Genomic DNA, 20,776 nt, shown 5'->3' on the forward strand with positions numbered 1-20,776 from the left:
AAATTTATTTGATAAAATCGCCACTAATTTGATAAAAATTTTTGTAGGAATAATATGGAAAGAATCCTTGTAGTTGATGATAATAAGGCGTTAGCAAAGCTGATTGTTATGCAAATGGAAAAGACTATTGATGAGATGGCAATTGATGTCGCATATAGTTTTGCTGAGGCTCAAATGCTAATTAATGAGCATGATAAAGATTATTTTATGACTATTTTGGATTTAAATTTGCCAGATGCTCCAAATGGCGAGATTGTTGATTATGCGCTTTCCAAAGGGCTTTCGGCTATCGTTTTAACAGGTAGCATTGATGATGAAACAAGGCAAAATTTTATAAATAAAGATATTGTGGATTATGTTTATAAAGGAAATATGGACGATATCAACTATATCTTTCAAATGATAAATAGACTGAGCAAAAATAGACAATACAAGGTTTTGGTTGTTGAGGACTCGCTTCCTTTTAGAAATATGATAAAAAAGATATTAACTAGCCTTCAGTTTAAAGTTTTGGCTGCGGCTCATGGCGAAGAGGCAATGAGTTATTTTGCAGATAATCCTGATATAAATCTTATAATAACTGATTATAGAATGCCAGTAAAAGATGGCCTTGAAGTTTTAAAAGAGGTTAGAAAAGAAAAAGATAAAAATAGTCTTGGCGTAATAGTTATGACATCGCCTAGCGAAAAGACTGACGCATCAATATTTTTAAAAAATGGTGCGAGCGATTTTATAGCAAAGCCATTTTCAAAAGAAGAGCTAATATGCCGCGTTAATAATACGATCGAAGCTATGGAAAATATAAACAAAATAGCAAATTTTGCAAATCGCGACTTCTTAACCGGAGTTTATAATAGAAGATTTTTTTATTCTGACGTAGAAGAGTATGTTCAAGTAGCTGAAGAGACTAATGAGCCTTACGCTTTTGCAATGATTGATGTTGATTATTTCAAAAAGATAAATGATAAATATGGCCATGATGGCGGAGATAAGGTACTAAAATCAATCGCAAAAATTTTAAATGATAATACAAAAGGAAGTGATATTGTTGCTAGATTTGGCGGCGAAGAATTTTGCGTTGTCCTTAAAAAAATAAACAAAGAAGAAGCTGTTAAATTTTTTGTAAATTTACGAGCCAAAGTGGCTGAAAATGAAGTAACTATAAAAAAGGAAAAAGTAAAAGTTACTATATCAATAGGTGTATCTTTTGGCAATGGGCATTGCGAGATAGACGATATGCTTGAGGCTTGCGATTCAGCACTTTACACCGCAAAAGAAAATGGTAGAAACAGAGTAGAAATAGCTTTATGATTATAGATACGCATTGTCATTTAGATAGTAAAGTTTATGATCCTGACCTTGATAAAATTTTAGATGAAGCTAGAAATTTAGGGCTAAAAGGCTTTATTATCCCGGGAGCTGATATCAATGATTTACCAAAAGCGGCTAAAATAGCGCATGAAAATTCTGACATTTTCTTTGCCGCTGGAGTTCATCCATATGATAAAGAGAGTTTTAGTATTGAAATTTTAAGAAATTTTGCCAAAGATGAAAAGTGTGTGGCAATAGGTGAATGTGGTCTGGACTACTTTCGCTTACCAAAAGATGAAAATGAAAAGATAAAAGAAAAAGAAGATCAAAAACGTATTTTTTTAGCTCAACTTGATTTAGCTGTTGAGTTAAAAAAACCCGTTATTCTTCACATTAGGGAGGCTAATGAGGACTCTTTTAATATCTTGAAAGAGTATGCATCAAAGCTTGAAGCTGGAGCGATTTTACACTGTTATAATGCTTCGCCACTTCTTTTAGAGCTTTGTAAATTTGGGAATTTTTACTTTGGCATAGGCGGTGTTTTAACATTTAAAAATGCTAAAAATTTAGTCGAAATTTTGCCAAAAATCCCATTTGATAGGATAGTTATTGAAACTGACGCTCCTTATCTCACGCCAGAACCAAATCGTGGCAAGAGAAATGAGCCGGCGTTTACGACATTTGTTGCTAAAAAGATAGCTGAAATTTTAAACCTTGAGTTTGAAGTTGTTTGTGAAAAAACTTCAAATAATGCCAAAAGGTTGTTTAAGTGCTTTGCTTAAATTTTGAGCGTTGCACTTGTTTAAGATGCTAGCATCTTAAGTTTTGACACGAAAAAGGATAGAAATGAAAGCAATGCTTAAAATATTTTTAATGTTTGCATGTAGTACCTTGCTACTAGCAAATACACCTGAAAAAAGCTCATACGATACTCAGGTAAAAATTTTAAAAGAGCTAGACATTGATGCTAGCTTTATGAAGACTTCTCACTATGCAAAGATGAGACAAGGTATCAAACAATCACAACTTGAAACATTTACAGAAGCTCTAAAAAATGGTTATATGTATATACCGATGGTAAAAGAGCAGATCAAAAAATCCGGTGTACCTGAGTCATTCTTTTATCTAGCTATGATAGAATCAGGCTTTTCAAATCATACAGTCTCAAACGCAAAAGCTACTGGTATGTGGCAGTTTATGGAGCAAACGGCTAGACTTCATGGTTTAAAAGTGGGTCAATATGTAGATGAGAGAAAAGATCCAGTAGAGTCTACTATCGCAGCTACAAATTATCTAAAGTCGCTTAAAAATCAATTTGGCAAATGGTATCTAGCAGCTATGGCTTATAACTGCGGCGATGGTGCGTTAAAAAGAGCTATACAAAAAGCTGGCACAGATGATCTTGTAACACTTCTTGATGCGGAGAAAAAATACCTTCCAGCCGAAACTAGAAATTTTGTTATTAAAATTTTAAGAGCAGCGTATACCGCAAAAGACGCGGACTTCTTGATGTCTAAAGATTCATCTTTGTTAAACATAAACGGAGGACTAAAGCTTGTAAAAGTAAAAGTACCTGGCGGTACAAATTTAGCTCAAATAGGCGATAGTATCGGCCTTAGTACAAAAAAGATGAAAAATAACAACCCGCATTTAAAATTTGTATTTACTCCACCAACTCTAAAAGATTATTATGTTTATATCCCTGAAAATAAAAAGCAGCTTTTTGCAGAAAATTTTAAACCATTTAATGGTAAAAATAATTTTTATGCCTATGTCGTAAAAAAAGGCGAAACACTACTTTCTATCTCTAAAAAAACAGGTGTTAGTCATAGAGCAATCAAGGACTACAACGAGCTTAGCACAAATGCCGTAAGCTATAATCAAAAACTAATTATTCCATTTTCTGCCCAAAATAAATCTCAAAACTATATAGTTCAAACTGGTGACACGATAGCTTCTTTATCTAAAAAATTTAATGTAAGCGAAAAAGATTTAAAAGATGCAAATTCTTTTGCTAGTTCAAATTTAAATGTTGGAGCAAATATTGTCATACCATAAGAGCCTAAAATTTTATATAGGACTAAGTTTTACTCTTCTAGTTACTGGTTGCTCTTGGAACGGGGCACCATTTACACCAAGTGGCCCAACTAATGTAAAGGGCAACAATTCGGCTTCTATCCAAAAAGCAACAATGAGACCTTACACGATAAATGGCAAAACATACTACCCAACCGTTGTAAGTGTGGGTGATAGGGCAAGTGGCACAGCAAGCTGGTATGGTCCAAATTTTCATGGCAAAACAACCTCAAATGGCGAAATTTATAATATGTATAACATGACTGCAGCACATAAAACTTTGCCGATGAATACAATCCTTAAAGTAACAAATTTAAGAAATCAAAAAAGCGTCATTGTGCGTGTAAATGATCGTGGACCTTTTGTGGCTGATAGAGTTTTAGACCTTTCAAAGGCGGCTGCAACTAAACTTGATATTATCGGTACAGGCACAGCTCCAGTCAGTATGGAAGTCATAGGCTTTAATGAAGATATTAATGCTATTGCAAGCATTAACACTCAAGCAAAACCGACAAGCACTGGCATAAAAGTGCCAAATCCAGTCTCTCCGACAGCTCCAACTGGAGGTATTATTATTTCGTCAGAGCAACGAGTCGTAGGTGGAGATTTTATGGTGCAAATTGGCTCATTTAAAAACCTTGAGGGCGCAAACAGATATCAAAGAGAGCATCAAAGCATAGATGGTTACAAGTCGGTAATTAGGACATTTACTATAGATGGATCTACTATTTATAGAGTATTTTTAAATGGCTTTAGAAGTGAGGACGAGGCTAGGGATTATGCAAGAAGCGGTAAATTCCAAGGTGCATTTATAGTAAGAGGTTAGGGCGTGAGAGAAGAAATTTTAGAACTAACTAGAAATACAAAAGAGACTCAAATTTCAATGAAGCTTAAAATTTATGGTTCCGGGGTTACAAAGATAAGCACAGGTATTGGCTTTTTTGACCATATGCTTGAGGCATTTACTAAGCATTCTTTGCTCGATCTCGAAATTTCATGCAAGGGCGATACCTATGTGGATTTTCACCACAGTGTTGAGGATGTCGGCATAGTTTTGGGTCAGCTTTTAAAAGAGGCCTTGTATCCTTTAAGTGGCGTTGAGAGATTTGGTGAGGCAAGCGTCGTTATGGACGAAGCTGCTGTTTTTTGCGCACTAGATCTTAGCAATAGAGCCTACCTTGTATATGAAAATTTTAATGAAAATGCCAAAGTAGGGGAGTTTGATACTGAGCTTGTGGAGGAATTTTTTAGGGCAGTTGCTGTAAATTCTGGTATCACGCTTCATCTAAATCAAATTCGTGGTAAAAATACTCACCACATCATTGAGGCTACTTTTAAATCATTTGCCGTCGCACTTCGCAGAGCGCTTGCTAAAAACGTAAGAATTGGCACACCAAGCACAAAGGGTGTTTTATGATAGAGATTATATTTTTAGATGTTGATGGCTGCCTAACTGATGGCAAGATCATCTATAATGCAAACGGCGAAGAGTTTAAATTTTTTGATGTAAAAGATGGCTATGCGATAGAAAGCTGGCTAAAGCTTGGCAAAAAGGTGGCTATTATCACTGGTAGAAAGTCAGCCATCGTTGAACGAAGGGCTGAGGATCTAAAGATCAATCACGTCTATCAAGGCGTTGGCGATAAATTTGCAGTGGCGAGCGAGATCTTGAAATTTGAAGGGCTTAGCTTTAAAAATGCAGCAGCTATCGGCGATGACTACAATGACTATAAAATTTTAAATGCAGTTGCTTGGAGCTTTAAACCAAAAGATGCCATTAAAGAGCTTGATGTAAAGACAAAACTAAAGCACAAGGGTGGCAATGGCGCGGTTAGAGAGATGATCGAGCTTATTATAAAATCAGAAAATTTATATGACGAGTGGTCGAAGCGTTGGTTGTAAAAATTTTCTACTTCGTCGTGGCAATTTTTAGTGTCGTGATGATATTTTTGGCAACTCAAGATCCATACCTTGCAAATGTTTTAAAGATCGACACAAAGATATCAAATATGCAGATAAATGACGTGATAGATTATGAGATAAATTCCACAAAAATAAGCGGAGTCTATGAGGCTGACGAGCTAAATAGATACAATGATAAAGATGAATTTTTGAGTTTTAAAGCAAAAATTTTAAGAGGAAATTTAAGACATTTTTTAAGCTCAGACAAAGCAATCTCACAAAATGACGAAATCATCTTTCAAAAGAATGCGAACTATGAAAACAACGATAGTTTGAGATTTATAAGTGACGAAGTGATATATGGAACAAAAACAAAAATAGTAAGATCTGAAGCAAATTTCACGCTCATAAGAAATAATGATAAGGCACTGGGTGAGAGTGGAAGCTATGATCTTGGCAAAAAACAAACGCAGGTAAAAGGGTTAAGGGCATGGATAGAAGAAAATCAGCGATTTTAGCGGTGATATTGGGTTTTACATTTTTAAATGCAGAGCAAGTTGAAATCACATCAAATGATTTTTTTGCAGATGAGAATAAGCAAACTAGTGAATTTATAGGTAATGTAAATATCAAAAAGGGCTCGTTTGATGAGCTTAAGGCAGACAAAGTTATCGTCTATTTTGACAAAAAACGCCAACCTATAAAATATGTGGCTACTGGCAATGCAAGAGCTAAAATTTTTATAAAAGATAAGCACTATGATGGCAAAGGCAATACTCTTACATACGAGCCAGCAAAACAGATCTATACTGTTAGTGGAAATGGCTATTTGCATGAGGTAGAAACTGATAAAAATGTTTATGGCGAAAAGATCGTTGTTAATCAAAAAGATGGCACGTATAGTGTAAATAGTGATGAAAAAAAGCCTGTTAAGTTTATCTTTCAGGTAGAGGAAAAAGATAAGTGATAAGGCCACTAGGTGCTAAATTTATCACATCAAGTCCAAGTATAAAAGAGGCTCCAAGCTTCGTAACAAGCGAAGTTGTCTTTTTGGGTAGATCAAATGTTGGTAAAAGCAGCCTCATAAATACACTTGTAAATCAAAAAAATCTAGCCAAAAGCTCATCGACTCCTGGTAAAACTCAGCTTATAAATTTTTTTGAGGCCGAGTTTTGTGAGCAAAAAGATGAGCAGGAAGAAAAAGATAAATTTAAGCTCATTTTGGTTGATTTGCCAGGCTTTGGCTATGCAAAAGTGGCAAAAACAAAGCATGATGAATGGCGCAAAAATTTAGATGAGTTTTTGAAATTTAGAAGCGACATTAGACTTTTTATACATCTAATTGATGCTAGACATTTTGATTTAGATATAGACGTAAATGTAGATGCTTATCTAAAAAGCTTTTTAAGGGCTGATCAGAAAATTTTAAATTTATATACAAAAAGCGATAAGCTAAATCAAAGCCAAAAGAGTGCTGTAATGAAATTTGACCCAAGTGGTATCTTGGTCTCAACTCTTAATAAAAGCGGTATCGAAAAGGCTAGAGAAGCTATCATAAATAACGCTCTTGGTAGATAAAATGCAAACCATAAGCAGCTTAGATATTAAAATTTTTAAAGAATTTTGGTGGGCTGTTTTTTTATTCTCATATGAGATCGCAACTACGCAATTTGGCTTTTTGCCACCACTCATTGGTATTTTTTTTACTTATATGATTTTGGAGTATTCAAGGAAACAAAAGCAATATGACGAGTTTAAGCACAATTGGTACTTTGCGATAATTTTTATAATATTTGCTGAGCAAATTCATGGATTTCATCTTTTTTCAACGATTATTGCTTTTTTGCTTTTTTATAATTTTATTTTAGACTGGCTATATACCACGATGAAGTGGCGAAACTGCCTACTTATCATCTTTGTAGCAGCTGGATATACTTTAACCTTTCTTGTAAATAATCTATTTGCTTACGTTTTAAATGAGCAAAATTTAGCATTTTCGTCTGAATATCTATTTTTTATAGCACTTGAGAGTATCCTTGCTATTGTTCTTTTTAGGGATAAAGTGCTATGAGGATGCGCATCGTCTTTAGTGTGATCGCTCTTTTTTGGATTATACTTTTGGGACGAATTTATCACCTAAGCATAAACTCAAATACTTACTACAACGAGATCGCGGAGCAAAACGCGATAAAGACTATTTATATTCCGCCAGTTAGGGGCATTATTTTTGACGCACATGATAAGCCAATGGCTGTTAATCGTCTTGGTTTTTCGGTATCCATTAGACCTCATTTAAGTGCTAATAAAAAGGTAAAAATTTTAGATGATGAGCTAGCTTACATTGGCTCACTATTTAGTGATCTAAATGTTACAAAGCTTAAAAATGAATACATAAAAAATGACTCGGCTTATAACCAAGATTTTATAAATGTGGTCGAATTTATTGATTATGATAAATTTTTACCATTTTTTGCATCGCTTTCTTTGCGTGAAAATTTAGAGATAAGGCCCGCTTCAAAACGCCACTATCCGTATAACGATCTAGCTTCTCACATCATAGGCTATGTCGGTAGGGCAAATCAAAAAGATATGGATAATGATCCTTTAACAAAGCTTACAAATTACATTGGAAGAAGTGGTGTGGAACGGTTTTATAATCCGATCTTACAAGGAATTCAAGGGTTTAAAAAGATAAAGGTAAATGCCTTAAATGAAGAGATCGAGCAGATAAGCTATCAAGCACCACAAAGTCAAAATATCAAGCTTGCAGTCGATCTTGAGCTTCAGCAGTTTGTGGCTGATGTCTTTGGTAAGGATGCAGGAAGCGTCATAGTCATGAGTCTAAAAGATGGTGCTATCATAGCTGCTGGTAGCTTTCCAGAGTATGATCTAAATCCATTTGTGCTTGGAATTTCTCAGCCTGAATGGGAAGAGCTTGTAAAAAACGTCGATCATCCTTTCACAAACAAGCTAATAAACGGCCTTTATCCGCCAGGATCTGTCGTAAAAATGGGTATGGCGCTAGCGTTTTTGGATAATGGCATGAGTAAATACGATAGCTTTTTTTGTAGTGGCTCGTATGAGCTTGGAGGACGTAAATTTCGCTGCTGGAATTCTCATGGACATGGAAATGTTAATATGAATACGGCAATTAGAGAGAGCTGTGATGATTATTTTTATAAAGGTAGTCAAAAGATAGGGATTGACGCTATTGTGCCGATACTTGAGCGTATGGGATTTGGTAGAAAAACCGAGGTTGATTTGCCAAATGAGTTTGTGGGGACTTTACCAAGTAGAGAGTGGAAGATGAGGAAGTATGGCAAAGCGTGGTTTCAAGGCGAGACCCTCATCACTTCTATCGGCCAGGGAAATTTCTTGGTCACGCCTATGCAAGCGGCAAAATATACAGCGGGCCTTGCAACTGGGCTAAATGTGACTCCACATTTTTTAAAGAGCATTGATGGTAAGGATGTTGATTTTACACCAACAGACGATGCTTTTACGCCGTTTGAAAAATCACAGTTACCAGCCATTAGGCATGCAATGTACGAAGTGGCAAATCATCCAAGAGGTACGGCAAATAGGCATTTTATTGGAAGCCTAGTCAAAGTTGCTGCAAAGACCGGTACTGCCCAGGTTGTTGGAATTTCTCAAACTGAAAAGAAACGTATGAAAGAAGAGGATATGGCGTATTTGCAAAGATCTCATGCATGGATGACTACATATGCGCCCTATGAAGATCCGCAATATGTCATCACAATGGTTATCGAGCATGGTGGCCATGGCGGAAGTGCGGCTGGGCCAAAAATCGCTCAAATTTATAATAAACTCGTTGAAATGGGATATATAAATTTAGAAAAAATCCAAAGCGATCAAAATAAAAAACAAGACAATAAGAAAAAATAAGATCACTAGAAAGCCGTAGGTGCGACCACTTACTTAGAAATTTTTACCTTGTGCTTAGTGCGTTTTTAGCTAAATTTATCAACTACTTTTTAATCCTCCTTATTAAATTTTGGCAAGGTTGACTGAGAATTTATGTTTTTGGTAGCTAGCAAGAGTCTAAGCGTTGATATATCTTTAATTTTGCTAAATGCCCTTATTTTAGAGACTCATAAGGAAAATTTTTGATTTTTATATGCGATTTTATCAGTGGCGTTTGCCTTTTTAAAGCCATTTAGCCTTAATCTGCAGCTATCGCAAAGCCCGCATGCCTTGTCATCGCTTTCGTAGCAGCTCCAAGTAAGCTCTAGTGGCGAGCCAAGCTCAAGAGATTTTGCTACGATGTCAGCCTTGCTTAAATTTACAAGTGGAGTAATTATCTCACACGAAAAACTAGGTGATGTGCCTAAATTTATGGACCCGTTTATACTTTTTATGAAGCTTTCTTTGCAGTCAGGATAGCCTGAACTATCTTCTTCTACAACACCGATATAGATAGCTTGTGCATTTTCTTTTTCGGCAAGTGCGGCAGCGACCGAGATAAAAATACCATTTCGAAAAGGCACGTAAGTATTTGGCACATCTTTTTCCACCCCATCTTTTCTTATTTGCAAACTTTCATCGGTTAAAGAATTCCCGCCTATTTGGGCAATAAAGCTAACATCCAAACTCATCTTTTTTGTAATGCCCAATCTTTCACAAATTTCGTTAAATGCACGTTTTTCACGTTTCATCGTCCTTTGGCCATAGTCAAAATGAAGCGCTACGATATCATATCCAGCCCTTTTTGCCATTACAGCACAAAGCGTACTATCCATACCGCCGCTCATTATACAAACTGCTTTTTTCATATTTTGCCTTTTATTTTTGCTAGAATTATACAAAAAAGTTACTAAGGAAAGAGCCTAAAATGATACTTTGCGAAGAGAGCTATCCAAAAATTTTAGATGAAATTTGTGAATATTTGACACTAGGAGAAATCGAGCTAGTTTTTGTCGATAAGGAAGAGATGAGAGAACTAAATAAAACCGAGCGAGGCATTGATAAAACTACAGATGTCTTAAGCTTTCCGCTTGAGCTTGTCATTCATGCCCCACTTGGCTCAATCGTTATAAACAAAGATATGGTAAAAGAGAAAGCTGCTGAGCTAAATCATAGTGAAGAAGCTGAAACTGCACTACTTTTTACGCATGGACTGCTTCATATCTTGGGATTTGATCATGAAAAAGATGATGGTGAAATGAGAGAAAAAGAGTGCGAAGTGATAAAAAAATTTGAGCTGCCTAAAAGTCTAATCGTAAGAAGTGAGGATGTTAGGCTAATTGATCTTATAAATAATAAAAACTTAAAAGAGTAGATTTTCTTCAGATGTTTTGTGAAGCTCTTCTAAAAGCTCCTCTTTTTGGCATAAAATCAATATATAGATAAAATTTTTAAGCTTTTTTATCTCACTTAAATTTTTAAAGTAGATTGCATTTTGTACTTTTAATAACGAGCCTTCTGGCAAGCAAATTTTTATCTCATCAGGGCTAAATTTTTTATTTAAAAATATACTTTGACTTACAAATAGATCTTCATCGCTTTCAGTGATTATAGCTCTAAAGCTATTTCCAAAGCTCGTTGGAATAAAATTTTTATCTATAAAAATCGGGTCAAAATGCCCGTGAATCCTACCTTCGTAAGGCTTAAATGAAATTTTATTTTTATCAAGAAATTTTAAAAGCCCATAAAACATACCGGCAAAAACTCGTGGTATGTTTAAGTTTTGATAGTAAGTTTGCTTAAAAACCGTATTTGTAAAAAAGATCGAACTTGGATTTATCTCGTGCATCGTCGTGTCTGTGTAAATAGTCTCAAAAAGAGGCGATATTCGCTGAAGTGTTCTTGTATCATCGCCAAAAAAGATATCAAAGACCTTTGCATGAAAAATTTGATTAAAAAGATCAGTTATGTTTTTTGACATGACATGTGCATTGGAACCAAGTTTTGATTTTTCCAAAAAGTCATTTATATAAGGATTTACAGCACAAAATTTCAAATCTTTGTGAGTTGACTCAAATCTCATAAGCTTTATCATGGCAGTTTGCAAACTGCTGACTTTCAAAAAAGCGATTTCTTGATCAATAATTGGAACATTATCTTCGCTAATTATGGCGTATGCACCTTGTTTGATTGCCGTTTCTATATCGCTATCGTTTGCATTCAAGCAAATATATGCAAAGCCACGTCTTACATGCTTTAGCTCGAAAACAAACTCGCTTACGCTAGTTATCGTCGGTGTATTTAGAGCCTCGGCATTTATTAGACGAGTTAAATTTTCTATTGTCATTTAGCCAACGATCGCACCGTTTTTGACCTTGCCCTGCGTGCCAAGAAGCGTTAGCGAGCCGTCTGATGCGCTTAGGATCATGCCTTGAGAGACATATTTTTTCATCATCGTTCGCTCTTTTAAATTTGCTAAAACGCAAACTTGCTTGCCCACAAGCGAGCTAGGCTCGTAGTATTTGGCGATGCCAGAAAGAATTTGACGTGGCTGCTCCTCGCCAAGATCTATCTTAAATTTAAGTAGCTTCTCACTACCCTCGACCCTCTCGCACTCGAGCACTTCGCCTACTTTTATCACTATCTTAGCAAAGTCATCGATGCTAATGATTTCGTCCTCTTTTTTATTCTCTTTTGGCTCAGCTTTTACCTCAACCTTTGGCTCATTTGCCTCGCTCATTAGCTCTTTTTCTATTCTTGGGAAAAGTGGCTCGGTAGCTTTTGCCACAAAATTTGAAATTTCATTTTTCAAAACAAGGCTTTCATAAGATGCTGTGTCTATGCTAAAGCCAAGCGTGTCAGCTATCTTTGCGCAAGTTTTTGGCATGGCTGGACTAAGCAGTATCGCCACTTTTGCAAGTAAATTTGCGCAAAGTGCCACAAGCGCGTTTGCCTCGTCAGTTTTGCCAGCTTTTACAAGTGACCATGGCTCATACTTCGCAACGGCTGCATTTGCCAGAGTTACAACCTTCCAAAGATCCTCTAAATAGCGGTTCGTCGCTAAATTTTCTAAATTTTTAATAGCCTCATCAAGGCAGCCCTTCGCCTCATCAAGCTCGGCTTTGTGAAATTTGATCACGTCTTTTGAGTCTATTTTATAGTCGCTATACTTTGCGCTCATGCCAACAATGCGGCTTAGCAGGTTGCCAAGTCCGTTGCCAAGTTCTGAGTTTATGCGCTCGATCAAGGCCTTTTGGCTGTAGTCGCCATCTTGACCAAATGGTACCTCTCTAAGCAAAAAGTATCTGAAATTTTCAAGTCCATAAGCGTTTGCGACCTCTCTTGGGTTTATGACATTGCCCTTGCTTTTGCTCATCTTTTCGCTATTTATGGTCCACCAGCCGTGCGCTGCTACGTGTTTTGGTAGTGGCAAGCCAAGACTCATCAAAAATGCCGGCCAGTAAACTGCGTGAAAGCGTAAAATATCTTTGCCAACGATATGAGTAGTGTATGGCCAAAGATCCATTCTAGCGTCATCTCTTGAATATCCTAGTGTTGTTAGGTAGTTTATAAGTGCGTCAAGCCAAACATACATAACGTGCTTGTCGTCGTTTGCGCTCTTTGGTAGTTTTATGCCCCAGTCAAAGCTCGTTCTTGTTACCGAAAGATCTTTTAGTCCACCTTTTACAAAGCTTACAACCTCGTTTTTCTTACCTTTTGGGATAACGCAAAGCTCGTCATTTTCGTACCATTTTAAAAGCGCATCTTCATATTTTGAAAGCTTGAAAAAGTAGCTCTCTTCTTTAACCAAAGATGTTACACGGCCGCAGTCTGGACAGCGGTTGTCCTCAAGCAGGTCTCTTTGATTAAAAAATGTCTCGCAACTAACGCAATAAAATCCCTCATATTCGCCTTTGTAAATATCGCCATTTGTTTGCATCTTTTCAAAGACATTTTGTACGGTTTGCTTGTGCTCTTCGTCAGTCGTTCTTATAAAATGGTCGTAGCTTATTTCAAACTCATCCCAAAGTGATCTAAATTTAGCGCTAATCTCGTCAGCATACTCTTTTGGAGTCTTGCCTCTAGCACGTGCTGCTTGCTCGATCTTTTGTCCGTGCTCGTCTGTGCCTGTCATAAAGTATGTTTCTTTGCCTTGCAGGCGGTTAAATCTAGCAAGTGTATCAGCAATGATAGTCGTGTAGGCATGGCCGATGTGTGGCACGTCGTTTACATAGTATATTGGGGTCGTTATATAAGCTTTTTCTTTCATATTTTTCCTTTAATTTTAAAAATCAAATCCGCCATCGCTGCCAGTATTGCCTTTTGACATCGAGTTATAGCAGCTATTTACGTACTCTTTTCTTGTCTCGCAGTCAAAAAATACTTCGCAGTTAAAGCAGCTTTTTTGCCCTTTTTGGCTTTGGCACTCTTGCAAAATTTTTGCTTTTTGCTTTAAGGCTAGCTCAAATGCGTCAAGTGGCTCGTTTACTTGTGTTTCTTGCATTATTTTTGCTCGTAAAATTTATGTAAAAGTGAAATTTCATCACGTGAGCCAAAAAAGCATGGCGTTGTTTGGTGAATTTTTTCTATTTTTATATCAAAAAGTGTTTGATTTTCGCCGTTTGTCGTTGCGCCCTTTGCGTTTTCATATATGAAGGCAAATGGCAACACTTCAAAGACTACTCTTAGTTTGCCATTTGGATGATCGCTCGTTGCTGGGTAGCTAAAAAGGCCGCCACCTTTTAGTAAAATTTGATGCAGATCGCTCACCATAGCACCTGAGTATCTTAGTCTATAGCCTTGGTTGAATAGCTCATTTATAAAATTTCTATGCGTTTGGCTCCAGCCTTTTTGTGTGGCTCCCGTGGCATTTAGCTTGCCTTTTTCTTTTAGCTTAAGCTCTTTTACAAATTTAAACTCGCCATCTTTGCCAAGTCTATAAAATTTAGGCAAAATGCCCTTTTTCTCAGCAATTACTAGCTCAAGTCTTGGGCCATATATAGTGTAAGCCGCGGCTATTAAATTTTCTGGTTTTACCTCGTTTTCGTAGATGCCAAAGATCGAGCCAACAGCAAAATTTACATCAACTAGGCTTGAGCCATCAAGTGGATCGTAAGCGATTATAAATTTAGCATTTTTATTTATCTCAAGAGCGTCCTCTTTTTCTTCGCTAATTAGCGCTTTTACGCAGGCAAGCTCCTTAAATTTAGCTGTGATGATCTCGTCGCTTTTGACGTCAAGCTTTAGCTGTGTGTCGCCGGTTGCGTTTTCGTGAGTTGTGTAGCCAAGATCGGCGTATTTTATCACTTCGCTTATCTCTTTTGCGATCTCTTTTATGGTGTTAAAAATTTGATTTAATTCTTGCATTATACAGCCTTTGCATTTTTGATTATCCACGCACAAATGGCGTCTATATCGTCTAAATTTATATTTTTTATCTTGTAAGGAATTTGTTTTTTGTATGTTGTGATCGCATCTGAAAAGCTAAGATATTTTTCATCTATTTCATCTTTAAAAACACTTAATCTTGGTAGTGGAAGCGTCTTCAAACCCTCGACTAAGAGCATGTCAAACTCACCTAGCATTTTAATGACATCATTAATTTCTTGTGGATTTTGTGAGAAATAAGTTGTTCTAGTCGGACTCATCACCACCACATCTGCTCCAGTTTGAAAAAATTTAAAGCTATCCTTGCCTTCAACATCAAATTTAGCCTTGTCGCTTGGATCGTGTTTTACTATCGCAACCTTTAAACCATCGTCTATAAATTTCTTTGCAACTTTTAAAATAAGAGTTGTTTTTCCGCTATTTGAAGGGCCAGAAAAAGCGATAGCAAGTCTTTTCATAAAAACCTTTTTTGTTAAAATTTCTCGCGATTATAACTTATGTTGGCTTTAAAATTTATGAGTGAAATTTAAAAATTAAAATGCTAAAATGGCAGAAATTTTAGAAATTTAAGAGTTTTTATGAGCAAATTTATATCGTTTTTTGTATTTATTTTGATGATATTTGGCTGTGCTGGTGAAAAAGTAATCGTGCATGAGCCGTTAAAAAATGAGCTTTTGGCCTACACAAGTAAGAGCGAGATCATTGACGGCACTGATAGAACGCTAATTGTAGCAACTTATTTAAATCCTATTTATAACTCAGATTTAGATGCAAGCAAAGAGCACTTTTTGGTGGCTATAAATCCAAAAGAGCACGCTAGTGAGCTAAATAATATCAAGGTAAACAACGACTCAAATGCCACAAATGCGAGGCTGCTTGATGAAAATGATGAGATGCTAAAATTTGCTGGATTTTCGATGTCTTGGGCACTCTATTATGAAGTGACCGCACCAAGCAAGCAAAGCGACGATCTCGCGCTTAGTTTCGAAATTTATCAGTCAAAGCCGGTTTTGTTAAATTTTCGAAAAGTTGCGAAATCTTTATATTGGAACCAGTAAGTGCCATATAGATCACGTAGTTGGCAAGCACCTTCTTTCCGTAGTTTCTAGTTTCTGCCACAGGGACAAGCTCGATCGATAAAAATGGCTCAAATTTCCCTTCTTTAAACATATCATCTCTTGTGATAAGCTTTTTGGTAAAGCCGATACCGCCATTATATGCGTAGGCTGTAAATAGCGGGTGATAGAGAAATTTATCAAGATAGTTTAGGTGGTGATTTGCAAATTTAAATGCAATATCTGTTTTAAAAAGATCGTCTTCATCAAAATTTGGAATCTTTAGCTCTTTTTTACCAATCGCATTTGCTAGAAATGGCATAAACTGCATCATGCCAAGGGCGTATGAAGTAGAAACCACGCTTGGGATAAAGAGACTCTCTTGTCTAGCTAGGGCGTAGATCATCGATTTTCTCTCGTTGCTGATACCATTGAGCTCAGGAGAGCTTGGCATCAAGAAGTATTGCTTCTCCCAGCCATGCGCCTTTTGCATGAAGTATGCATAGGCACCGATACTTTCGTTTGTATAAAATTTCTTCGCAAATTCGCCTGCTTGCGTGGCATTCATATCCTTTGCAAGGGCTGCAGTTTTGTTCCATAAAAACGGATCGCTCACGTCAAAATTTTCGATATTTTGCTTGCTTGGTCTTGGCACTATAACCTCGAGCGGCTCACCACCTACCACATCTCTTGCGTAAAGTGAGTATATATTTGCGTCCTTGCTGGCACTTAGCTCTTTTAAAAAGCTTTCGTTTTTGCTTATCTGGTACTGCCAAAAGGTCGCATTATCTCTTTGCCATGCCCTTTCAAATGTGCTCTTGGCTCTTGCAAAAAGGCTAAAGGCGATATCGTCTTGTCCTAGTAAAATCGCATTTAATCCAAGTGTAAAAGCGTCATTTTTTTCAGTGACAGCTGGATCGATGCTTAGCAAATTTCTCCTAAAGCCTTCATATTTTTTATTAAAAACAATATCGTTTAATAAATTTGTAAAGCCCTTTTGTGAGTAGAGCTTGGTCATAAAATTTGCATCAAAGCTTTCACTAAAAAGTGTACTTTTGTTTTGCGGGCTAGAGGCGTTAAATAGCTCTAAAAAGCTCTTTGTATCGTTTAGTTTTACAAATGCTTTAGCCGGATTTGCTTCATTTAATGCGAGTAAAATTTTTGATTTTTCTGGATTTGTCTTTGCAAGATTGGTCGCTAAAATTTCACGAGTATGATTATCAAGCTTTAAGCTAAAAGCAATAGATGTTAGCAAATTTTGGCAGGTTAGATTTGCCTGGGTGATATTTTTTGCATTTACACCAGGACATTTGCTAGGAGCTGCTTTTGGAGGTAAAATTTTATCGATTGATTTTTGAACAAGACCTGCTTTTCTAAATACATCACGCGAAAGATCTGCTATCTGCTCTTTTGTATAACTGCCCTCGTTGATAAGGCGGTTGATGTAGTAGTCTTTTGCTAGGCTTTTTGGCTCGTTTTTTAGCTCTTCATAGGTATAAATTTTGCCCAAAAGAGCAACACAAGCAAGAGAGAGAATACTAAAGTGACGCAGCAAAACCAAATAAAAGCCTTATTAAAAATTGATCTAAAAATTGAAGTGCTAAAAGCACAATAAGCGGAGTAAAGTCGATGCCGCTAAAATTTGTTTTTATGTAGCGCCTAATAAAGCTATAAACCGGCTCAGTTAGCCTATAAAGTAGCTGCACGACCGGCGAGCTAGGATCAGGTCTGACCCAGCTAATGAGTGCTGCTGCGATGATGACCCAAGTATAGACCGTGATAATAAGGTGCAAAATGTTCGCAATCGCTGAAAATAGGGTGGAAAGTATCATTTTTGCTCCTAGATTAAAATTTTGGCCAGATCATCTTTTATGAGCGGATAGAGCTCGCTAAGCTCAGGACCGTGAAGGTCGTTTGTAAGAAGCGCACGTAGCGGCATGAAAAAGTTTTTACCTTTTAAATTTGTAGCGCTCATAAGCTCTTTTTTAAACTCATCAAAGCTCTCGCACGCTTTTAAATTACGAGCTGCTTTTTTGATGATTTCAAATTCATTTTTGTACTCATCTGGAGCTATTTTTGGTGAGTATATAGCTTCTACTTTTGCTTTTATCTCAGGCACTAGTGAGCTTTCTTGAGTATAAAATTTAACTAGCTCAGCCAAATTTTCATCTACGCCAAAAATTTCTTTTATACGCTCTTTTGAAGCAAGCTTGATGTGTTCTCTATTTATCTGCTCAAGTTTTTTCACGTCAAATCTAGCTGGCGAGCGTGAAATTTTGGTTATATCAAACCACTTCACCGCCTCTTCGATAGTAAAAATTTCAGTTGGAGTTTTGTTACCAAGAAGTATCAAATAGTTTGCAATTGCCTCGGGCAAAAATCCCTGCTCAAAGAGCCATTTTACGCTTGATTCGTTCTCGCGCTTGCTCATTTTTTTACCTTCAATATTTAAAAGTATAGGTAAATGCGCGTAATTCATCTTGCCAGTGTAGCCAAGGCCTTCGCGTATGAGGTCTTGCTTTGGTGTGTTGCTCACGTGATCCTCGCCACGTATGACAAAGGTTACGCCCTCAAGCATATCATCGACTGCGCAGGCGAAGTTATAAGTTGGTGTTTTGTCTGCTCTCATGATGACAAAGCTATCAACGGCGTCTGGTTCGAAGCTTAGCTCGCCTTTGATCGCATCTGTAAAGCTCATAGTGCGTGTTGGCTTTTTCATACGGATGACAAATGGCTTCTCACAGTTTAAAACTTCAGCATCGCTTAGTCTCTCGCAGGTACCGTCATATCTATATGCCACGCCTTGCTCTTTTGCTTTTTGTTTTTTTGCCTCGAGCTCTTCTTCGGTGCAAAAGCAAGCAAAGGCCTTTTTATCGATAAGAAGCTTTGAAGCTAACTGCCTGTGGAATTTTAAATTTTCACTTTGAATATAAATTTGCTCTGGTTTTATGCCAAATTTGCTTAAAATTTCTAAGATATCTTTCTCTTTTCCCTTAATATTTCGCTCTTTGTCGGTATCTTCTATGCGTAAAATAAAGCCACTTTTATCTTGCAAAGAACAAATATAATTAAAAATAGCGGCACGTAAATTTCCTATGTGCATATCTCCTGTTGGAGAGGGTGCAAAACGATACATAAGCTCATTCCTTACGTTAAATTTTGAGTTTGGATTATAACACCAGCTTGATAAATTTAAAGTTATGTAATTTGATTTTTTTAGCCGAAGCAAAGCATTTCTTGAATAAAATCCGAACAAAAATTTAACATTTTTAGGAGAAACAATGAGTTTTATAAGCGAATTTAAAGAATTTGCGATGCGTGGAAATGTCATAGATATGGCAGTTGGTGTTGTTATAGGTGGCGCGTTTGGAAAGATCGTTTCATCACTAGTTGGCGATGTTATTATGCCAGTTGTTGGTGTTTTAACTGGCGGTGTAAATTTCACTGATCTTAAACTTACATTAAAAGAAGCAGTAGATGGTGTACCTGCTGTTACGATAAACTATGGCTCATTTATACAAACAATGGTTGATTTTTTAATAATCGCATTTTGTATTTTCTGCGTTATCAAAGCTTTAAATACACTTAAAAATAAATTACCAAAAGAGGAGCCAGCTCCAGTAGAGCCTGAAACTCCAGCCGATATTGCACTTCTAACTGAGATTAGAGATCTACTTAAAAAATAATTTCTAAATTCGAAGGGAAAATTCCCTTTGAAAATCTATTAAAATTTATCTTATTTTTATATGCTAAAATGTTTTTTATTTTAAAAAAGGCGAGTGAAAATATGATAGAAAAAATCCCGTTTTTTCAAGACTTAAACGAAGAAGATTTAGCCAAACTTGAAGCCATAAGTGTCGTAAAAAAGTATAAAAAGGGTGAATTTTTATTTATAGAAGGCGAGGAGCCAAAATGGTTAATATTTTTAATAAGCGGCTCTGTTAAGCTTTATAAAACCACAGCAAATGGAAAAGAAATTTTTATTCATCAGTTAGCACCTATGAATTTTGTAGCTGAAGTCGTAAATTTTGAAAATATTGTCTACCCAGCTAGTGCCATTTTTACAATATCTGGCGAGGTGTTAAAGATAAATTATGAAAAATTTGCGGCAGAATTTTTAATAAAACCAGAAATTTGTATGAAATTTTTAAAATCAATGTCTGAAAAGATAAGAATCACAACAAATCTACTTCATCAAGAGTTAATTTTAAGCTCAGAAGAAAAAGTGGCTAAGTTTATTTTAGATCATGAAGATTTATTTAACGAGCTAAAACATACAAAAATTTCATCAATACTTAATATGACTCCAGAAACTTTTTCAAGGATTTTAAATAAATTTAAAACAAATGGTTTAGTTAAACTTGACGAAAAGAACCAAATTTTGGAAAAAGATGTGGGTGGACTGCAAGAAATTTATTCTTATTGAAAGTTAATATCAAATAAATATTTTTATTTACTTAAAGAAAAAATTTATATATTTTTTGATAGTATTCACTTAAAATTTTCGTAAAAATTTACGATATATTGATAAATTCAGGAGGAAGTTTTGGCTGAAGTTAAGAAGAAATTTTTTGTTTGGTCATCTGTGATAATTGGTATCGTGATTGGACTTATAGCATCTATGGGTATAGCAGATGCGCTTCATGCGACTGGCAGTGGCTACATCTGTACCATTTGTCACACGATGGATCCTATGAATGCTGCATATCATGAAGATGTACACGGTGGCAATAACAAACTTGGCATAAAAGCTGAATGTTCAGCCTGTCATCTAAATCATACAAGTGCCTATACTTATGTGCTTACAAAACTTAAAGTATCAATAAACGATGGTTATAAGACATTTTTTACAGATACTGACAAGATCGACTGGCGAAAAAAACGTGAGCATGCATCTCATTTCGTCTATGATAGTGGATGTTTGACTTGTCACTCAAATTTAAAAAATGTTATTCAAGCTGGTAAATCATTCTTACCGCATAGAGACTATTTCGTTCTTGGAAATCCTAATAAAAAATCGTGCGTAGATTGTCATAATCACGTAGGCCACAAAAATTTAGGACTTCATATAGATAAATTTGAAGCAATTAAAAAACAAGAAAACAATAAAACCAAGTAAG

Annotated in this window: 25 protein-coding genes; 16 read left to right on the forward strand and 9 right to left on the reverse strand. The window is 36.2% G+C overall.

Features of this window, described 5'->3' with window-relative positions; genetic code table 11:
• Positions 1-54 precede the first annotated feature (54 nt).
• The 11 genes from MTT30_RS01335 (at position 55) to mrdA (ending at position 9,195) form a co-directional block, all read left to right on the forward strand.
• The gene (locus MTT30_RS01335; protein ID WP_429800723.1) at positions 55-1,311 is read left to right on the forward strand and encodes a GGDEF domain-containing response regulator; all 1,257 of its coding nucleotides are present in this window, start codon (positions 55-57) and stop codon (positions 1,309-1,311) included.
• Complete coding sequence (locus MTT30_RS01340; protein ID WP_429800724.1) at positions 1,308-2,093, forward strand: TatD family hydrolase; 786 nt, start codon at positions 1,308-1,310, stop codon at positions 2,091-2,093. The genes MTT30_RS01335 and MTT30_RS01340 overlap by 4 nt, the downstream gene beginning before the upstream one ends.
• A gap of 64 nt (positions 2,094-2,157) precedes the next feature.
• Positions 2,158-3,369 carry a lytic transglycosylase domain-containing protein gene (locus tag MTT30_RS01345; RefSeq protein ID WP_084040887.1) on the forward strand — a complete coding sequence of 404 codons (1,212 nt, stop codon included), beginning with the start codon at positions 2,158-2,160 and terminating at the stop codon, positions 3,367-3,369.
• Entirely contained in the window at positions 3,356-4,213 is an 858-nt protein-coding gene (locus MTT30_RS01350; RefSeq protein WP_429800725.1) for a septal ring lytic transglycosylase RlpA family protein, read from the forward strand. Before MTT30_RS01345 ends, MTT30_RS01350 begins: the two co-directional genes overlap by 14 nt.
• Positions 4,214-4,228: 15 nt before the next feature.
• Positions 4,229-4,804 carry an imidazoleglycerol-phosphate dehydratase HisB gene (gene hisB, locus MTT30_RS01355; protein ID WP_429801798.1) on the forward strand — a complete coding sequence of 192 codons (576 nt, stop codon included), beginning with the start codon at positions 4,229-4,231 and terminating at the stop codon, positions 4,802-4,804.
• Positions 4,801-5,289 carry a KdsC family phosphatase gene (locus MTT30_RS01360; protein ID WP_429800726.1) on the forward strand — a complete coding sequence of 163 codons (489 nt, stop codon included), beginning with the start codon at positions 4,801-4,803 and terminating at the stop codon, positions 5,287-5,289. Before hisB ends, MTT30_RS01360 begins: the two co-directional genes overlap by 4 nt.
• Entirely contained in the window at positions 5,268-5,807 is a 540-nt protein-coding gene (locus MTT30_RS01365; protein WP_429800727.1) for an LPS export ABC transporter periplasmic protein LptC, read from the forward strand. Before MTT30_RS01360 ends, MTT30_RS01365 begins: the two co-directional genes overlap by 22 nt.
• Positions 5,780-6,256, forward strand: a complete 477-nt coding sequence (gene lptA / locus MTT30_RS01370; protein ID WP_429800728.1) for a lipopolysaccharide transport periplasmic protein LptA — start codon at positions 5,780-5,782, stop codon at positions 6,254-6,256. The genes MTT30_RS01365 and lptA overlap by 28 nt, the downstream gene beginning before the upstream one ends.
• Entirely contained in the window at positions 6,253-6,867 is a 615-nt protein-coding gene (yihA, locus tag MTT30_RS01375) for a ribosome biogenesis GTP-binding protein YihA/YsxC (protein WP_107698080.1), read from the forward strand. The genes lptA and yihA overlap by 4 nt, the downstream gene beginning before the upstream one ends.
• 1 nt (position 6,868) lies before the next feature.
• Entirely contained in the window at positions 6,869-7,360 is a 492-nt protein-coding gene (locus tag MTT30_RS01380; protein ID WP_103579588.1) for a hypothetical protein, read from the forward strand.
• The gene (mrdA, locus tag MTT30_RS01385) at positions 7,357-9,195 is read left to right on the forward strand and encodes a penicillin-binding protein 2 (RefSeq protein ID WP_429800729.1); all 1,839 of its coding nucleotides are present in this window, start codon (positions 7,357-7,359) and stop codon (positions 9,193-9,195) included. The genes MTT30_RS01380 and mrdA overlap by 4 nt, the downstream gene beginning before the upstream one ends.
• Positions 9,196-9,401: 206 nt before the next feature.
• Here mrdA and queC read toward each other — a convergent pair whose 3' ends face one another.
• Entirely contained in the window at positions 9,402-10,115 is a 714-nt protein-coding gene (queC, locus tag MTT30_RS01390) for a 7-cyano-7-deazaguanine synthase QueC (protein WP_429800730.1), read from the reverse strand.
• A 26-nt stretch (positions 10,116-10,141) separates the two neighbouring features.
• Here queC and ybeY point away from each other — a divergent pair, with 26 nt between their 5' ends.
• Positions 10,142-10,588 carry an rRNA maturation RNase YbeY gene (gene ybeY, locus MTT30_RS01395; RefSeq protein WP_084108568.1) on the forward strand — a complete coding sequence of 149 codons (447 nt, stop codon included), beginning with the start codon at positions 10,142-10,144 and terminating at the stop codon, positions 10,586-10,588.
• Here ybeY and MTT30_RS01400 read toward each other — a convergent pair.
• From MTT30_RS01400 to mobB, 5 genes are read right to left on the reverse strand one after another with little or no spacing between them, the layout of a single operon-like run.
• Complete coding sequence (locus MTT30_RS01400; protein ID WP_429800731.1) at positions 10,577-11,560, reverse strand: ferrochelatase; 984 nt, start codon at positions 11,558-11,560, stop codon at positions 10,577-10,579. The two genes, ybeY and MTT30_RS01400, sit on opposite strands and share 12 nt — an antisense overlap.
• On the reverse strand, positions 11,561-13,483 hold the full coding sequence (gene metG, locus MTT30_RS01405) for a methionine--tRNA ligase (protein WP_429800732.1): 1,923 nt from the start codon (positions 13,481-13,483) through the stop codon (positions 11,561-11,563).
• A 15-nt stretch (positions 13,484-13,498) separates the two neighbouring features.
• Complete coding sequence (locus MTT30_RS01410; RefSeq protein WP_085657632.1) at positions 13,499-13,717, reverse strand: hypothetical protein; 219 nt, start codon at positions 13,715-13,717, stop codon at positions 13,499-13,501.
• Positions 13,717-14,580: a class 1 fructose-bisphosphatase gene (locus MTT30_RS01415; RefSeq protein WP_429800733.1), complete on the reverse strand. Its 864-nt coding sequence runs from the start codon at positions 14,578-14,580 to the stop codon at positions 13,717-13,719. The genes MTT30_RS01410 and MTT30_RS01415 overlap by 1 nt, the downstream gene beginning before the upstream one ends.
• Complete coding sequence (gene mobB, locus MTT30_RS01420) at positions 14,580-15,059, reverse strand: molybdopterin-guanine dinucleotide biosynthesis protein B (protein WP_429800734.1); 480 nt, start codon at positions 15,057-15,059, stop codon at positions 14,580-14,582. Before mobB ends, MTT30_RS01415 begins: the two co-directional genes overlap by 1 nt.
• Before the next feature lie 120 nt (positions 15,060-15,179).
• Here mobB and MTT30_RS01425 point away from each other — a divergent pair, with 120 nt between their 5' ends.
• On the forward strand, positions 15,180-15,659 hold the full coding sequence (locus MTT30_RS01425; protein WP_429800735.1) for a hypothetical protein: 480 nt from the start codon (positions 15,180-15,182) through the stop codon (positions 15,657-15,659).
• Here MTT30_RS01425 and MTT30_RS01430 read toward each other — a convergent pair.
• From MTT30_RS01430 to gltX, 3 genes are read right to left on the reverse strand one after another with little or no spacing between them, the layout of a single operon-like run.
• Positions 15,580-17,217, reverse strand: coding sequence for a lytic transglycosylase domain-containing protein (locus MTT30_RS01430; RefSeq protein WP_429800736.1), 1,638 nt, complete (start codon positions 17,215-17,217; stop codon positions 15,580-15,582). The two genes, MTT30_RS01425 and MTT30_RS01430, sit on opposite strands and share 80 nt — an antisense overlap.
• Positions 17,195-17,488 (reverse strand): YggT family protein, encoded by a 294-nt coding sequence (locus MTT30_RS01435; RefSeq protein ID WP_021090481.1) that lies wholly within the window; start codon positions 17,486-17,488, stop codon positions 17,195-17,197. The genes MTT30_RS01430 and MTT30_RS01435 overlap by 23 nt, the downstream gene beginning before the upstream one ends.
• A gap of 8 nt (positions 17,489-17,496) precedes the next feature.
• Positions 17,497-18,792 carry a glutamate--tRNA ligase gene (gltX, locus tag MTT30_RS01440; protein ID WP_429800737.1) on the reverse strand — a complete coding sequence of 432 codons (1,296 nt, stop codon included), beginning with the start codon at positions 18,790-18,792 and terminating at the stop codon, positions 17,497-17,499.
• Positions 18,793-18,937: 145 nt separating this feature from the next.
• On the opposite strand from gltX, the gene mscL reads away from it, so the two are divergent.
• From mscL to MTT30_RS01455, 3 genes are all read left to right on the forward strand, one after another.
• Positions 18,938-19,342, forward strand: coding sequence for a large-conductance mechanosensitive channel protein MscL (gene mscL / locus MTT30_RS01445; protein ID WP_103583782.1), 405 nt, complete (start codon positions 18,938-18,940; stop codon positions 19,340-19,342).
• 101 nt (positions 19,343-19,443) lie between these two features.
• Positions 19,444-20,082 carry a Crp/Fnr family transcriptional regulator gene (locus MTT30_RS01450; RefSeq protein ID WP_429800738.1) on the forward strand — a complete coding sequence of 213 codons (639 nt, stop codon included), beginning with the start codon at positions 19,444-19,446 and terminating at the stop codon, positions 20,080-20,082.
• 120 nt (positions 20,083-20,202) lie between these two features.
• Complete coding sequence (locus tag MTT30_RS01455) at positions 20,203-20,775, forward strand: cytochrome c3 family protein (RefSeq protein WP_054196326.1); 573 nt, start codon at positions 20,203-20,205, stop codon at positions 20,773-20,775.
• Position 20,776: the final 1 nt, after the last annotated feature.

Source organism: Campylobacter concisus, from assembly GCF_050447445.1.
In the GTDB taxonomy this organism is placed as follows: Bacteria; Campylobacterota; Campylobacteria; order Campylobacterales; family Campylobacteraceae; genus Campylobacter_A; species Campylobacter_A concisus_BI.

Excerpts from the sequence above, each read along its gene's own strand:
- MTT30_RS01335 (WP_429800723.1), top strand. The coding sequence starts at position 55 with ATGGAAAGAATCCTTGTAGTTGATGATAATAAGGCGTTAGCAAAGCTG.
- MTT30_RS01340 (WP_429800724.1), top strand. The coding sequence starts at position 1,308 with ATGATTATAGATACGCATTGTCATTTAGATAGTAAAGTTTATGATCCT.
- MTT30_RS01345 (WP_084040887.1), top strand. The coding sequence starts at position 2,158 with ATGAAAGCAATGCTTAAAATATTTTTAATGTTTGCATGTAGTACCTTG.
- MTT30_RS01360 (WP_429800726.1), top strand. The coding sequence starts at position 4,801 with ATGATAGAGATTATATTTTTAGATGTTGATGGCTGCCTAACTGATGGC.
- lptA (WP_429800728.1), top strand. The coding sequence starts at position 5,780 with ATGGATAGAAGAAAATCAGCGATTTTAGCGGTGATATTGGGTTTTACA.
- MTT30_RS01380 (WP_103579588.1), top strand. The coding sequence starts at position 6,869 with ATGCAAACCATAAGCAGCTTAGATATTAAAATTTTTAAAGAATTTTGG.
- mrdA (WP_429800729.1), top strand. The coding sequence starts at position 7,357 with ATGAGGATGCGCATCGTCTTTAGTGTGATCGCTCTTTTTTGGATTATA.
- ybeY (WP_084108568.1), top strand. The coding sequence starts at position 10,142 with ATGATACTTTGCGAAGAGAGCTATCCAAAAATTTTAGATGAAATTTGT.
- MTT30_RS01400 (WP_429800731.1), bottom strand. The coding sequence starts at position 11,560 with ATGACAATAGAAAATTTAACTCGTCTAATAAATGCCGAGGCTCTAAAT.
- metG (WP_429800732.1), bottom strand. The coding sequence starts at position 13,483 with ATGAAAGAAAAAGCTTATATAACGACCCCAATATACTATGTAAACGAC.
- MTT30_RS01410 (WP_085657632.1), bottom strand. The coding sequence starts at position 13,717 with ATGCAAGAAACACAAGTAAACGAGCCACTTGACGCATTTGAGCTAGCC.
- MTT30_RS01415 (WP_429800733.1), bottom strand. The coding sequence starts at position 14,580 with ATGCAAGAATTAAATCAAATTTTTAACACCATAAAAGAGATCGCAAAA.
- mobB (WP_429800734.1), bottom strand. The coding sequence starts at position 15,059 with ATGAAAAGACTTGCTATCGCTTTTTCTGGCCCTTCAAATAGCGGAAAA.
- MTT30_RS01425 (WP_429800735.1), top strand. The coding sequence starts at position 15,180 with ATGAGCAAATTTATATCGTTTTTTGTATTTATTTTGATGATATTTGGC.
- MTT30_RS01435 (WP_021090481.1), bottom strand. The coding sequence starts at position 17,488 with ATGATACTTTCCACCCTATTTTCAGCGATTGCGAACATTTTGCACCTT.
- gltX (WP_429800737.1), bottom strand. The coding sequence starts at position 18,792 with ATGTATCGTTTTGCACCCTCTCCAACAGGAGATATGCACATAGGAAAT.
- mscL (WP_103583782.1), top strand. The coding sequence starts at position 18,938 with ATGAGTTTTATAAGCGAATTTAAAGAATTTGCGATGCGTGGAAATGTC.
- MTT30_RS01450 (WP_429800738.1), top strand. The coding sequence starts at position 19,444 with ATGATAGAAAAAATCCCGTTTTTTCAAGACTTAAACGAAGAAGATTTA.